Origin of the sequence: Roseateles chitinivorans (assembly GCF_002761755.1) — a bacterium.
Lineage (GTDB): Bacteria > Pseudomonadota > Gammaproteobacteria > Burkholderiales > Burkholderiaceae_C > Roseateles > Roseateles chitinivorans.
In genome coordinates this window covers 1-14,320 of the sequence record NZ_PEOG01000101.1, presented here as the reverse complement: position 1 = coordinate 14,320, position 14,320 = coordinate 1, and the positions used below count along the sequence as shown (strand labels likewise).

Annotated in this window: 10 protein-coding genes, 1 tRNA gene and 1 pseudogene; 5 read left to right on the top strand and 7 right to left on the bottom strand. The window is 68.4% G+C overall.

Annotated elements, in window-relative coordinates; translation table 11 throughout:
• The 3 genes and pseudogenes from CS062_RS23425 to CS062_RS23415 form a co-directional block, all read right to left on the bottom strand.
• Nucleotides 1–2,925 (bottom strand): annotated as a pseudogene (locus CS062_RS23425) (GH36-type glycosyl hydrolase domain-containing protein); the annotation flags it as partial.
• Nucleotides 2,922–3,131 (bottom strand): hypothetical protein, encoded by a 210-nt coding sequence (locus CS062_RS23420; RefSeq protein WP_099864125.1) that lies wholly within the window; start codon nucleotides 3,129–3,131, stop codon nucleotides 2,922–2,924. The pseudogene CS062_RS23425 and the gene CS062_RS23420, both read right to left, overlap by 4 nt.
• A 209-nt stretch (nucleotides 3,132–3,340) precedes the next feature.
• Nucleotides 3,341–3,967, bottom strand: coding sequence for a LysE family translocator (locus tag CS062_RS23415; RefSeq protein ID WP_099864123.1), 627 nt, complete (start codon nucleotides 3,965–3,967; stop codon nucleotides 3,341–3,343).
• A 153-nt stretch (nucleotides 3,968–4,120) separates the two neighbouring features.
• On the opposite strand from CS062_RS23415, the gene CS062_RS26670 reads away from it, so the two are divergent.
• Nucleotides 4,121–6,127 carry a hypothetical protein gene (locus CS062_RS26670; RefSeq protein WP_199174336.1) on the top strand — a complete coding sequence of 669 codons (2,007 nt, stop codon included), beginning with the start codon at nucleotides 4,121–4,123 and terminating at the stop codon, nucleotides 6,125–6,127.
• A gap of 42 nt (nucleotides 6,128–6,169) precedes the next feature.
• Here the strand turns inward: CS062_RS26670 and CS062_RS23405 are convergent.
• The 3 genes from CS062_RS23405 to CS062_RS23395 form a co-directional block, all read right to left on the bottom strand.
• Nucleotides 6,170–6,260 (bottom strand) — tRNA-Ser (locus tag CS062_RS23405).
• 83 nt (nucleotides 6,261–6,343) lie between these two features.
• Nucleotides 6,344–7,270, bottom strand: coding sequence for an SPFH domain-containing protein (locus tag CS062_RS23400; RefSeq protein WP_099864122.1), 927 nt, complete (start codon nucleotides 7,268–7,270; stop codon nucleotides 6,344–6,346).
• 51 nt (nucleotides 7,271–7,321) lie between these two features.
• On the bottom strand, nucleotides 7,322–7,753 hold the full coding sequence (locus tag CS062_RS23395) for an NfeD family protein (protein WP_099864120.1): 432 nt from the start codon (nucleotides 7,751–7,753) through the stop codon (nucleotides 7,322–7,324).
• A gap of 242 nt (nucleotides 7,754–7,995) precedes the next feature.
• On the opposite strand from CS062_RS23395, the gene CS062_RS23390 reads away from it, so the two are divergent.
• Nucleotides 7,996–10,293: an arginine/lysine/ornithine decarboxylase gene (locus CS062_RS23390; RefSeq protein WP_099864119.1), complete on the top strand. Its 2,298-nt coding sequence runs from the start codon at nucleotides 7,996–7,998 to the stop codon at nucleotides 10,291–10,293.
• Between the two features lie 161 nt (nucleotides 10,294–10,454).
• On the opposite strand, the gene fabI is transcribed toward CS062_RS23390, so the two are convergent.
• The gene (fabI, locus tag CS062_RS23385) at nucleotides 10,455–11,237 is read right to left on the bottom strand and encodes an enoyl-ACP reductase FabI (RefSeq protein WP_099864118.1); all 783 of its coding nucleotides are present in this window, start codon (nucleotides 11,235–11,237) and stop codon (nucleotides 10,455–10,457) included.
• A gap of 198 nt (nucleotides 11,238–11,435) precedes the next feature.
• Between fabI and rimP the strand changes: the two genes are divergently transcribed.
• The 3 genes from rimP to CS062_RS23370 all read left to right on the top strand — a co-directional run.
• Complete coding sequence (gene rimP / locus CS062_RS23380) at nucleotides 11,436–12,137, top strand: ribosome maturation factor RimP (protein ID WP_368372872.1); 702 nt, start codon at nucleotides 11,436–11,438, stop codon at nucleotides 12,135–12,137.
• Nucleotides 12,134–13,612, top strand: a complete 1,479-nt coding sequence (gene nusA, locus CS062_RS23375; RefSeq protein ID WP_091732952.1) for a transcription termination factor NusA — start codon at nucleotides 12,134–12,136, stop codon at nucleotides 13,610–13,612. The genes rimP and nusA overlap by 4 nt, the downstream gene beginning before the upstream one ends.
• Nucleotides 13,613–13,692: 80 nt before the next feature.
• Nucleotides 13,693–14,320, top strand: a 628-nt coding sequence (locus tag CS062_RS23370; RefSeq protein WP_199174335.1) for a translation initiation factor IF-2 associated domain-containing protein, incomplete at its 3' end; no start/stop codon positions are given.

The following is a 14,320-nucleotide window of genomic DNA, read 5'->3' as shown; positions in this document are numbered from 1 at the left end:
CGGTGAATACCGGGTCGCGGCGCATGCGGTGATTGGCGCCATCACGGGAGACCTGAGCGGAGCGTTGGGAGCGGCGGCGAGCGCGAAGGCTGCGGAGCAATTGAAGGATCTCCAGACCTCCCTTGATCCGATCGCGTCCAGGTAGAGCAGCGACAAATGCAGCAACAGCGCGACATGCCAGGCGGCGAGGCCGACGGCGCGACGCAGGTCATGACCGGTCTCGCGATAGAAGTGGCGACGCGCCAGACCGTCGCGGCTGGGCACCACCCCGGCCAGCGCACCGACCAGCGGCCCGATGGCGAAAGCGCCCGCCACCACCGCCAGCGTCAGCCCCAGCGGCAGGACCGCCGTGCCGAGCACCAGCAGCATCAGGCCCAGCGCCATCGGCGCGACCAGCGAGCGCCGCAGGTTGTCGATCAGCTTCCAGCGGTTGATCGGCGCGATGCCGTAGCGCCGCGCCCCCGCGATGAAGGGCAGCAGTTGCCAATCGCCACGCGTCCAGCGGTGCAGCCGGGCATGGGCGACATCGGCATGCATCGGCGAGTCCTCGACCAGCGTGATGTCGGACACGCCCGCGCAGCGCGCGATGCTGCCTTCCAGCAGGTCGTGGCTCAGCACCTGGCCCTCGGGCAGGCGGGCGTCGAGCACCGCGTGGCAGGCACGCACGTCCAGCAGGCCCTTGCCGGTGAAGCTGCCCTCGCCGAACAGGTCCTGGAAGATCTCCGAGCTGACCGCGCTGTAGGGATCGATGCCGAACTGGCCGACGAAGAGCCGGTGGTAGGGCGTGCTGGCCGCGTCGTCGGGCATCGGCGCGAGCACCCGCGGCTGCAGGATCGCGTAGCCCTCGACGACACGACGGCTGGCGGCGTCCACCCGCGGCCGGTTCATCGGATGAGCGGCCGTGCCGACGAGCGCGCGCAGCCGGCCCGGCGGCATGTCGGTGTCGGCATCCAGCGTGATCAGGTGGCGCACGCCGGGCGCCGGCCGGGACAGCGGGCCGAAGTCGGCGAACGGCGACGCGCCGGCGGGCGCGGCCAGCAGCCGCAGCAGCCGCTCGAGCTTGCCGCGCTTGCGCTCCCAGCCGATCCAGCGACGCTCGGTGGAGGACCATTCGCGTGCCCGATGCAGCAGCAGGAAGCGCGGACGGCCATCGGCCAGCGGGCCGTGGCGCTCGTTGAGCGCGGCGATCGCATCCGCCGCGGTGACCACGATCATCGTGTCGCCGGGGTGATGCTCCTCATAGGCATCGGGCAGGTCGCTGAGCAGCGCGAACTGCACCAGCCGCTCGGGATTGGCCAGGTGATGCTGTTCCAGCTGGGCGGCCAAGGGGGCGACGGCCTCCTCGCGCGTCAGCAGCACCGGCATGACGACGAGGGTACGTTCGGCGTCCGGCAGGCCTTGGGAAAAGTCCAGGCGGGGCAGCCGCGCGGGCCGGGCGAGCTCGCTGATCCAGCGGTTGGTCAACGCCACCACCGCCTCGCCGATCGGCCCGGCGGCCAGCAGCGCGGTGAGGGCGAGCAGCCAGGGCGCCGCATCCGGCCGGGCCTGGTTCATCAGCCAGGAGAGACCGAGCAGGCCCAGCAGCGCCAGGCCAGCCAGGTAGGCCACCGCCGCCCAGCGCTGCCCGGGGGCGGTGTCGTGCGGCGGCCAGGGATGCTCGCGCAGGCCCAGCGCCGCGAGCAGCGTCGGCCGGCCCGCGCCGCGCCACCAGTAGATCGGCGCGCTGCGCCGGTCCGGTTCGCCATCCACCGGCGGACCGGCGCCCTGCGTCAGCGCCAGCAGCTGGCGCGCGATCTCCAGTTCCGGGCGCCCGGACTTGCGGGCCAGGCGCTCGATCTCATGCAAGGTCAGGTCCTGGGTGTCCGGCGCCTCGGCCGCGAAGACCGGTGACTCGCCCAGCGTCCGCATCACCGGGCTGACTGACTGGATCAGCTGGCGCCAGTTCGTCTGGTCGATGCGCCGCAGCGCGGTGATCGCGTTGCGGATGCTCTGCAGGTCCTTGATCGACTCGTCCTGCTGCCGCGCCAGCGCCTGCGCCGGCACGGGCAGCCGCGTGCTCAGCCAGGCGGCCAGCTCGCCCATCAGCGGCTGGGGCAGTTCCTCGAGGCGGTGATCGAGCTGCAGCCAGAAGGCTTCGGCGACGCCGCGCTCGGTCATGCGCGGCTCGAGGGCCGTGATCGCCGCGATGCCGGACGCCGCCGGGTGGCCGTCGTACCAGTGGTGCACCACGTCGCGCGCCGCCTGCAGCGTCGCGAAGCGCTCGGCCAGTCGGCGCAGGTTCTCGACCAGCACCACGCGCAGCGTTGTCGGCAGCGCCCACAGCTCGGCGAGCGACAGCGGGCGCTCCTCCTGGTAGGCGCGCAGGTAGGCGGCCAGCAGCCCGGTGTCGAAGCCGCCGTCCGTGTGCGCGACCCAGGCCCAGGCGACGCCGTAGATGCGAGGCAGGCCCGCGAGCGGCTCGTCGCGCAGGCGCGGCAGCAGGCGGAAGAAGTTGCGCGGCAGCCCTCGGCGCACCTGGTGCGTCTGCTCGTCGATCAGCGCGGCGTTGTCCAGCAGCCATTTGCCGGCGGCGCCGAGGTGGCGGAAGTCGCGATGCCGCTTCTCGATCAGCCGGCGCGTCTGCTGCAGCATCGCGACGTTGTCGTCGAGCCGCGGGAAGAACTGCCCGGCGCCGGCGGTGCCCTGGACCGCCTGGGCCTGGGCGAGGCTGCGGCCGTGCTGCTCGAACCGCGCCTGACCGAACAGCACCGCCCGCACCGGCGGCTCGATGGGGCCGAGCGACGGGTTCAGCAGCGCAAGTTCTTCCGCAATTTCCGGGGGATCCGGCGCCGGCTCAGGGGAGAGTCGCCGGTCGTCGTCGGGGGAGGGGTCCGGCGCGGTCGCCGTCGGTCGGGTGGCGGCGTCCGCGCTGCGGCCGGTGCTCATAGCCAGTGGGCGAACAGACCCAGGGTGACGGCGCTCAGGGCCGCGGTGGTGGCCAGCCGGGGCAGGACCACCCCCTGGACCCGCTCTGCCAGCAGCGCCAATCCGAACCATCGCCCGCGCGCCTTGGCGCACTGGACGAGGTGGCGCTGGAGCACCTGGTCCTGGAGCGGGGCGATCGGGCTGAGCGGGCCGGCTGGGCGGTTCATGGCGGGGTCTCCCTGCAAGTGGTTGATCCGGTCTGCAACCGGACGTTTCCAACTTGGCAAGCCCCATGCCTGCGCAGGCAAGTAAATCGGCGGGAGGGCGCCGGCGCCTCTATGACGGCGGCCGCGCGCCGCGTCGGGGCGATCGAACCGACGCCCCGCGCGGACCGCCGGCGCGCGAGCAATCCGCGTACCGGCAGGAAATACAGGTCTCAGCGCGAGACGATCAGGCGCAGGCCCAGGGCGACGAAGACGGCGCCGGCGACGCGGTCCAGCCACAGCCCGGCGCGCGGCTTGCGCTGCAGCCACTGGCCGATGGCGCCGGCGAAGTAGCCCAGCAGTCCGAACAGGACCGCGGCCTGCAGGGTGAAGGTCAGGCCGAGCAGTGCCGTCTGGGCGGCCACATGGCCCTGCGACGGCACGACGAACTGCGGCAGGAAGGACAGGAAGAAGAGCACGACCTTGGGGTTGATCGCGTTGGCGAAGACGCCCTTGAAGAACAGGCGAACGAGTGAGTCCTCCGCCTGCGACGCGTCGCCGACGCTGGCGCCGCCGCGGCTGCGCAGCGCCTTGATGCCCAGCCAGATCAGGTAGAGGCCGCCGCAGACCTTCAGCGCGGTGAAAGCCACCGGCGAGGCGGCGATCAGCGCGCTGACCCCGATCGCCGCGAGCACGGTGTGACTCAGGCATCCCAGCGCGCAGCCCAGGCCGAAGGCCATGCCGTGCCGGCGTCCCTTCGAGATGCCCATGCCCAGCACCATCAGGTTGTCCGGGCCGGGGGACGCCGTGATCAGCATCGCAGCCAACAGGAAACCGAAGAGTTGTTCGAAGGTCAGCATGGGGCGGGATGATAGGCGCTCGCCCGGCAACTATCATCGCGGCCACATGTCATTGGCCAGTCGCCGCTGCCGCCCCGAGAAAGGGAGCAAGCCGGGTCCCCGAGGCGATCCGCCCAGGGACACCGAGCGACGGCCTCAAAGGGGAGGGAACCCATGCTTCGATTCCAGTGGCGCCCGCAGGCGCTGTTCGTCGTGCTGGCCTGTGCGCTCAGCGCTTGCGGAGGTGGAGGCGGCGGGAGCGGCGGCGCCGATGCTGGTGCCGGCGGCACGCCGCCAGGCGGCACGCCGGCGACGACATCGCTGATGCCGCCGGCCTCCACGCCGGGCGAGACCCTGGCTGCCGACGCCTCGGTCTATCGCCCGCTGGTCGCGGGCGGCACCTGGCGATATCGCGGCGTCCAGACGCAGCCCAACGTCGCCCAGCCCGTCGTCTATGACACCGTGACGCAGCACCTCCCGACCAGCGTGGCCGCGCAGGTGTTCGAAACGACTTCCAATGCCGGCAACAGCGGGAGCGACCAGACCACGCTGGTCCTGGAGGCCGGCACCATCACCGCCAACGATCACCTGGATCTCGCACCCGGCGTGCGCGTGCCGGTGCCGCGCATCGAGCTCAAGTCGCCCGTGCGCGCTGGCGAGCAGTACCACCTGATCGACCGGCGCATCGAGGACATGGGCAGCGACGTCGACGGCGACAAGCGCAATGACGCCGCGGACATCGCGGCCTATGCGCGTGTCGTCGGCTTCGAGACCGTCGCGTTGCCCACCTTGCCCAGCATCCAGGCAATCCGGGTCGACACGACGCTGCTGACCCGCATCCGGACCTCCACGAGCGGCCAGTGGTCGCCGGTCATCCGGATCGAGACGCGCGCCTGGTATGCCCAAGGCCTGGGCCTGGTGCAACTGCAGACCGAACTGCCCACGGCCGACCTCAGCGGCGTGACGCGCAACGTGGAAACGCTGGTGTCCTTCGAGGGCTCCACCTCCGGCTATGGCGCGGGCCCGGCCAGCGTCGCCAGCGTGCCGCTGACCAGCGCCATTTTTCCCGGTCAGTCCGTGTCGGCGTCGAGCATCGTCGCCGTGGTGCCGATGGGCGACCAGGCACTGCTGTTTGCCAATCGCTCCGCGGACGGGCTTACCGTCTACCGCATGAATGCCAGCGGCGGCATTTCGGGCGTCCAGCACCACCTGGGACTGAACAACCAGCCGCGCAGCGGCTTCTATCTGCGCGTGGGCAACGAGGCGGTCGCGGTGAATGGCTACGGCCCGCTGGTGACCCGCTTCGATGCCTCTGGCAATCTGCTGGGCACGGTGACGACGCTGCCGCTGTCCAGGCCCGGGCGGCAGGGCGACGCGAGCGTGCTCGGCGCTGCCGCCCAAGGCGGCAACCTGGCGCTGCTCTGGAGCCGAGGCACGGCCGACGGCGCCGCGACCGAACTGGTGATGGGCCGCTTCGCGCTGGACGGGACACAGGTCGGCGCCCAGTCGGTGGTGTTCACCGGCGCCAGCGTGGACCGCGCGTCCTTCGCGTTCTCCGGCGGGCGCCTGGTGGCGGCCTGGTCGGGCCACGCGTCGCCCATCGCGGCCTTGGACGTTCAGGTGGCCGCGTGGGCGCCTGACAGCGGCGACCTGACGCAGACCCTGCTGCTGAGCGGCGCCTCGCAGGCCAGCTATCGGCTCGCGCCCACCGTGGTTCCGCTGGACGACGGCGCGGCGCTGATGTGGGCCCGCGACCTGCGGACCGGCGACCCGCTTCCCGAGTCTGCCGGTCTCCGCCTGGATGCCCAGTTCAATCCGGTGCGTGGCGGTGCCACCTTGAATGACGAGACCGTCCGCGGCATGCCGGGGGCGCGCACCGACTCCAGCACCCCGGCCTTCCAGGGGCAGGGGCAGCGGATGTTCGGGCTTGTCGATCGCACCGGGCCGCTGTGGCCGGATTTGCCAGCCTATCCGGCGAACCGGACGCTCACGCTGGTGAGCTGGTGGGACGCCGGCGCAGGGCCGCTCAGCGGCGCGACGGTCAAGACGCTGCGCGTGGGCGTGGAGGCAAGCGAATTCAACGTGCTTCGGATGCTGGTGCCGGTCGGCGATCGCCTGCTGCTGCTGGGCGGCGACTCGGCGCTGACCGTGCGCACGCTGTGGCTGCCAGGCAGCCGCTGAAATGAAAACGGGCCCTGATTGCTCAGGGCCCGTGTCCGTGTCTGGCGGAGAGAGAGGGATTCGAACCCTCGGTAGGCGATTAACCTACACACGCTTTCCAGGCGTGCGACTTAAACCACTCATCCATCTCTCCGAAGCCCGCGATCATAGCGCAGATTTCGGGGGGCTGAAGCAAAGTTGTCGGAGTCCGTGCCGCCAACACGGCGAGCGGTGCGCTCAGCGACCCGGCTGGATCACCTTGTCGCTCTTGATCAGCGCCATCGCGGTGCCGATCAGGCCGGAGACCTCGCTCATGTTGGCCGGCACGATCATCGTGTTGTTCTTCTGGGCCAACTGCGAGAAGGCTTCCACCGCCTTCTCCGCCACCTTCAACTGCACCGCGTCGCCACCGCCCGGCTGCTGGATCGCCGCGGCGATCTTGCGGATCGCGTCGGCGCTGGCTTCCGCCACCGCCGTGATGGCCGCGGCCTCGCCCTGCGCCTTGTTGATCTCGGCCTGCTTCTCGCCTTCGGAGCGCGCGATCGCCGCCTCGCGCTCGCCGGTGGCGATGTTGATCTGCTCCTGGCGGCGACCCTCCGACGCCGCGATCAGCGCGCGCTTCTCGCGCTCCGCGGTGATCTGGGCCTGCATCGAGCGCAGGATCTCCGCCGGCGGCGTCAGGTCCTTGATCTCGTAGCGCAGCACCTTCACGCCCCAGTTCAGCGCCGCTTCGTCCAGCGCCTGGACGACGGCGGCGTTGATCGCGTCACGTTCCTCGAAGGTCCGGTCCAACTCCATGCGGCCGATCACCGAGCGCAAGGTGGTCTGCGCCAGCTGGGTGATCGCGATGATGTAGTTGCTGGAGCCGTAGCTGGCGCGCATCGGATCGGTGACCTGGAAGTACAGGATGCCGTCCACCGTCAGCTGGGTGTTGTCCTTGGTGATGCAGACCTGGCTGGGGACGTCCAGCGGGATCTCCTTGAGCGAATGCTTGTAGGCCAGCCGGTCGATGAAGGGCACCAGGATGTTCAGGCCGGGCGTCAGCGTGCCGTGGTACTTGCCCAGGCGTTCGACCACCCAGGCGTTCTGCTGCGGGACGACCTTCACCGACTGCACGATGAAGACGATGGCGACGATCAGCACGACCAATGCGACGATTTCCATGAGCGGGACTCCTCCTCCGGAGATGTGGAACGGAAACAGGGAACGGGGCGATCAGGCAGCGTCGACGAGCAGGCAGCTGCCCTCGACCGCACGGATCACATGGCGCCCGCTGTGCGGTACGCCGGCACCCACGAAGCGCGCCTGCCAGGCCGCGCCGCGGTAGCGGACCTCGGCGGTGCCGTCCGCGCGCCAGAGCGCGACGTCCAGGCTCTGGCCGATGTCGAGGTTCACATTGGGGTTCTCGCCGGCGGGGGCGCGCGGATGGCGTCTCAGGCGCAGGTGCCACCAGGTCACCGCGCCGCCGCCGACACCGGCAGCCACCCCCAGCTGCAGCCAGAAGGGCCCGCCGGCATGTGCCATCAGCGCCGCGGCCGCCGCGCCCAAGGCCAGCATCAACAGGTAGAAGGTGGTGCCGCTGGCGAGCTCCGCCGCCACCAGCCCGCCGCAGATCACCCACCACCAGGTGGCGACACTCCAGTCCATCAGATCCTCCTCGTTGGCCCGGTCGATCCGTGGTTCGCCCGGTCTTTGTGTGCCGGCGCAGTGTACGCCCCGGGTCCGCGGGCGTTTCCCGTCCTTTCGGGGGCCTGAAGCCGGCAGTTGAAGGCCATTGACGGCCTCGCCGTTCTGTTTCTGCGACAACCCCGGATCAACACTTGCGTGACACGGCTGACGCCCTACACTTCGCGCCTTTCTTGTTTGACCTGCCCCGATCCGGAGGCCTCATGACGCCGCGTTTCCGCTTTCCCATCGTCATCATCGACGAGGACTATCGCTCCGAGAACACCTCGGGTTTGGGCATCCGTGCCCTGGCGGAAGCCATCCAGAAAGAGGGCTTCGAGGTGCTGGGCGCGACCAGCTACGGCGACCTGAGCCAGTTCGCCCAGCAGCAGAGCCGCGCCAGCGCCTTCATCCTGTCGATCGACGACGAGGAGTTCTCCGGCAACGGCGACGGCGGCGAGCTCGATCCGGCGGTCTTGAACCTGCGCAAGTTCATCCAGGAGATCCGCTTCAAGAATGCGGACATCCCCATCTACGTCTATGGCGAGACGCGCACTTCGCAGCATCTGCCCAACGACGTGCTGCGGGAGCTGCATGGCTTCATCCACATGTTCGAGGACACGCCCGAGTTCGTGGCGCGTCACATCATCCGCGAGGCCAAGAGCTACCTCGACGGCCTGGCGCCGCCGTTCTTCAAGGCGCTGATGGATTACGCGCAGGACGGGTCCTACTCGTGGCACTGCCCGGGGCACTCCGGCGGCGTGGCCTTCCTGAAGAGCCCGGTCGGCCAGATGTTCCACCAGTTCTTCGGCGAGAACATGCTGCGGGCCGACGTCTGCAACGCGGTGGAGGAACTCGGCCAGTTGCTGGACCACACCGGCCCGGTCGCCGAAAGTGAAAAGAACGCCGCCCGCATCTTCAATGCGGACCACTGCTTCTTCGTCACCAACGGCACGTCGACCTCCAACAAGATGGTCTGGCACCACACCGTGGCGCCGGGCGACGTGGTCGTGGTGGACCGCAACTGCCACAAGAGCATCCTGCACAGCATCATCATGACCGGCGCGGTGCCGGTCTTCATGACGCCCACCCGCAACCACTACGGCATCATCGGCCCGATCCCGGAGAGCGAGTTCTCGCCCGACACCATCCGCAAGAAGATCGCGCGGAATCCGCTGCTCAAGGGCGTGGATCCGAAGAAGGTCAAGCCGCGGATCATGACCCTGACGCAGAGCACCTACGACGGCGTGCTCTACAACACCGAGACCATCAAGTCCAAGCTGGACGGCTGGATCGACACGCTGCACTTCGACGAGGCGTGGCTGCCGCACGCGGCGTTCCACAACTTCTACGGCTCGTACCACGCGATGGGCAAGCACCGCCCGCGGCCCAAGACCGCGATGGTCTATGCCACGCAGTCGACCCACAAGCTGCTGGCCGGCATCTCGCAAGCGTCGCAGGTGCTGGTGCAGGACTCGCAGAACGTGAAGCTGGACAAGCATCTGTTCAACGAGGCGTACCTGATGCACACCTCGACCAGCCCGCAGTACTCGATCATCGCCAGCTGCGACGTCGCGGCCGCGATGATGGAGCCCCCCGGCGGCACGGCGCTGGTGGAGGAGTCCATCCTCGAGGCGCTGGACTTCCGCCGCGCGATGCGCAAGGTCGAGAAGGACTACGGCAAGGACTGGTGGTTCAAGGTCTGGGGGCCGGACAAGCTGGCCGCCGACGGCATCGGCAAGGCCGCGGACTGGATGCTCAAGGCCAATGAGAAGTGGCATGGCTTCGGCCCGATCGAGGCCGGCTTCAACATGCTGGATCCGATCAAGTCCACGGTCATCACGCCGGGCCTGGACATGAGCGGCAAGTTCGCCAAGACCGGCATCCCGGCCAGCATCGTCACCAAGTTCCTGGCCGAGCACGGCGTCGTGGTCGAGAAGACCGGCCTGTACTCGTTCTTCATCATGTTCACCATCGGCATCACCAAGGGCCGCTGGAACACGCTGCTGACCGCGCTGCAGCAGTTCAAGGACGACTACGACCGCAACGCGCCGATCTGGCGCATCCTGCCGGACTTCGTCGCCGCCTTCCCGCGCTATGAGCGCATGGGACTGCGCGACCTGTGCCAGAGCGTGCACGAGGCCTATGCCCAGGGCGACATCGCGCGCCTGACGACCGAGGTCTACCTGTCCGACCTGGAGCCGGCGATGAAGCCGTCCGACGCGTACGCGCACATCGCGCATCGCAAGACGGAGCGCGTCGAGATCGACAAGCTGGAGGGGCGTGTCACCACCGCGCTGCTGACGCCGTATCCCCCGGGCATTCCGCTGCTGATCCCGGGCGAGCGCTTCAACAAGCGCATCGTCGACTACCTGAAGTTCACCCGCGACTTCAACGCCAAGTTCCCGGGCTTCGCCACCGATGTCCATGGGCTGGTGGCAGAGAAGGGCGTCGATGGTGTGACGCGCTACTACGTCGACTGCGTGGTGGATGCCGACGCGGCGGAAGCGAAGAAGAAGTAATCGGCGCCTGGCCAACGACATCGGGACCCCGCGGGGTCCCGATTTTCTTCGTTGCTTCGTACTTGCAACGTTGGCGCGCCTGGCCGCCGCAATCCCACGCCCTGCTGTCCCCGGACGACCGAGGTCCGCGCGAACGACGGGCGGGGCCGGGCGAGGGGCGCTTACTCCGTGCCCGCCATCGCGCCGTGGCTGAAGCCGCCGTCGACGTAGACGATCTCCGAGCTGATGCCGCCAGCCAGGTCCGACAGCAGGAAGGCTGCCGTGTTGCCGACGTCCTCGATCGTGACGTTGCGCTTGATCGCGGCGCTGTCGGCGAACTGCTTCAGCAGCTTGCCGAAGTCCTTGATGCCGGAAGCAGCCAGGGTCTTGATCGGGCCAGCGGAAATGCCGTTCACCCGGATGCCCTTGGCGCCCAGGCCGTAGGCGAGGTAGCGCACGCTGGCTTCGAGCGAGGCCTTGGCCAGGCCCATCGTGTTGTAGTTGGGAACGAAACGATCCGCGCCGAGGTAGGACAGGGTCAGCAGCGCCGCGCCCGGACGCAGCCGGCTTTGCGCGGCCTTGGCCATCGCCGGGAAGCTGTAGGCCGAAATATCGTGCGCGATACGGAAGTTTTCGCGCGTGATGCCGTCCAGGAATTCGCCCGCAATCGCCTCGCGCGGGGCGAAACCGATCGAATGGACGAAGCCGTCGAATTCCGGCCAGTGCTGGCCCAGGTCCTCGAACAGGCGCTCGATCTGGGCGTCGTCGCCCACGTCGCAGTCGAACACCAGGCTGGAGCCGAATTCGGCGGCGAACTCGGTGATGCGGTCCTTGAAGCGCTCGCCCACGTAGCTGAAGGCCAGTTCAGCCCCTTCGCGGTGGCAGGCCTTGGCGATGCCGTAGGCGATCGAACGGTTGGACAGCACGCCCGTGATCAGCAGTCGCTTGCCGGCGAGAAATCCCATGTCTGCTCCTGGTATTCATAGATTCGAGGGAGGCCGGGATTCTCGCACGCCACGCCGTGAACGAAGCCGCAGCCTTGTCGGCATGCTGTTTGCATAGTACACTTCGAGCTTCGCTGAAAAAGTGAACGGTGGGCGGATTCATCCAGCCCATTTTTTTTGGCTGTCCCCACAGGACCTACAGGATAGATACCGTCGTCGATGAATTTGAGCTGGCAAGCCGTTGTTGAGAAAACCGTGACCGGTCTCGGTTACGAGGTGGTGGGCTGCGAACGCAGCGCCGGGGGCTTGCTACGCGTGTTCATCGACAAGCCGCTCGTGGGTGGCCAGGAGCCGGAGCAGCCGGTGAACGTCGAGGACTGCGAGCGCGTCACGCGCCAGCTGCGCTACGTGATGGAGGTCGAGGAGATCGACTACACGCGCCTGGAAGTGTCGACCCCCGGTCTGGACCGACCGCTGAACAATGCCGGCGACTACGCCCGGTTCCTCGGTCATGAAGTGGAAATCACCCTGCGCGAGGCTTTCCAGGGCCGCAAGAAGTACCGGGGCGTCCTGGTCGCCGCCGAAGGCGTTGCCGCGGAGGAAGACCCGGCCACGCTGGCGCAGCGCACCGACTGGCGGGTGATCTTCTCCGACGGCAAGGCCGAGCAGGCGCTGGACTTCGCGCTGGACGAAGTGCGTTCGGCCAAGCTGGTGCCGGAGATCAATTTCAAGGGTCGCACGCCGGGCAAGGCGGGCGGCGCGGTCGCGGGCAAGTCCGCGGCGAAGAAAAACACGGGCTTGGCGCCCCAGGGATCCGAATCTGCTGACGGAGCGGCTGCGAAGCCCAAGGCGTCGAAGAAGAAGAGCAATGCCAAGTCCCGGCAGACGGATGACAAGGTTGACGGAGGTCTCGATCAATGAACCGCGAACTGTTGATGCTGGTGGACGCCATCTCGCGCGAGAAGAGCGTGGAGCGCGATGTGGTGTTCGGCGCCGTTGAGGCGGCGCTGGCTTCGGCCACCAAGAAGTTGTATGGCGGCGAGGTCGACATCCGTGTGGCCATCGACCGCGACACCGGCGAGTACGAGACCTTCCGCCGCTGGCATGTCGTGCCCAACGAGGCCGGCCTGCAGAATCCGGATTCCGAGATCCTGCTGTTCGAAGCGCAGGAGCAGATCGCCGACATCGAGGTCGACGACCACATCGAGGAAGGCGTGGAGTCGGTGCCCATCGGCCGCATCGGCGCCCAGGCCGCCAAGCAGGTCATCCTGCAGAAGATCCGCGATGCCGAGCGCGAGCAGCTGCTGAACGACTTCATGTCGCGCGGCGAGCGGATCTTCGTCGGCACCGTCAAGCGCCTGGACAAGGGCGACATCATTGCCGAGTCGGGCCGTGTCGAGGGCCGCCTCAAGCGCAACGAGATGATCCCCAAGGAGAACCTGCGCACCGGCGACCGCGTCCGCGCGGTGATCCTGGGCGTCGATCCGACGCAGCGCGGCCCGCAGATCATGCTGTCGCGTTCCTCGGGCGAGTTCATGAAGGAACTCTTCGCGCAGGAAGTGCCCGAGATCGAGCAGGGCCTGCTCGAGATCAAGAGCTGCGCCCGCGACGCCGGCAGCCGCGCCAAGATCGCCGTGGTCTCGCACGACAAGCGCGTCGATCCGATCGGCACCTGCGTCGGCGTGCGCGGCTCGCGCGTCAACGGCGTGACCAACGAGCTGGCCGGCGAGCGCGTGGACATCGTGCTGTGGTCGGAAGACCCGGCGCAATTCGTGATCGGCGCGCTGGCGCCGGCGAATGTGCAGTCGATCGTCGTGGACGAGGAACGCCATGCGATGGACGTCGTCGTCGACGAGGAGAACCTCGCGATCGCGATCGGCCGCGGCGGCCAGAACGTGCGCCTGGCGTCGGAGCTGACCGGCTGGAAGATCAACATCATGACCGCCGAGGAATCCGCCGCCAAGCAGGCCGAGGAATCGGACGTGGTGCGCAAGCTGTTCGTCGAGAAGCTGGATGTGGACGAGGAAGTCGCCGACATCCTGATCGCCGAGGGCTTCGCCTCGCTGGAAGAAGTCGCCTATGTCCCGATGCAGGAAATGCTCGAGATCGAGGCCTTCGACGAGGAAACCGTCAACGAGTTGCGCACCCGTGCCAAGGATGCGCTGCTGACGATGGAGATCGCCCGCGAGGAGAAGGTCGAGGAGGTCTCGCAGGACCTGCGCGACCTGGAAGGCATGACCCCGGAGCTGATCGCCAAGCTGGCGGCCGGCGACATCCACACCCGTGACGACCTGGCCGACCTGGCCGTCGACGAGTTGGTCGAGATTTCGTCCCTGGACGAGGCAGCGGCACGCGCTTTGATCATGAAGGCGCGCGAGCACTGGTTCAACGCATAACGCCCGAGCAGCCACGCTCTGAAGCGACTTCAAGCGAAACCAGACCGCTCCGCACCACACAAGATTTAAGGATTTCAACAATGGCCGTGACCACCGTCGCCCAGCTGGCCGCAGAGCTGAACAGGCCTGCGAGCACCCTGCTGGAGCAGCTCCAAGCTGCGGGCGTCAAGAAGGCGTCCGCCGAGGACACCCTGAACGAAAGCGACAAGGAACGCCTGCTGGACCACCTGCGCACCGCGCATGGCACCGGCGGCGCCGAGCGCAAGAAGATCACCCTGACCCGCAAGTCGACCAGCGAGATCAAGCAGGCCGACGCCTCGGGCAAGGCGCGCACGATCCAGGTCGAGGTGCGCAAGAAGCGCGTCTTCGTCAAGCGTGAGGACGGTGTCGACGACGCCGCCGCCGCTGCCGCCGAGGAAGCCGAACTGAAGCGCCGCGAGGAAGAAGCCCAGGCGCAGGCCGAGGCGCTGCGTCAGCAGGAAGAAGAACTGGCGCGCAAGATGCGCGAGCGCGAGGAAGCCGAGCGCGCCGCGCGTGAAGCCGAGGAAAAGCGCCGCGACGAGGAGCGCGCCGCCCGCGAGGCTGCCGAGGCCGCCGCCGCGGAAGCCGCCGCCAGGGCCGCCGCCGAGGAAGAAGCGCGCAAGGCCGCCGAGGCCGCCAAGTCCAAGGCCGAGAAGGCCGCCGACAAGGCCGCGGCGAAGACGGCCG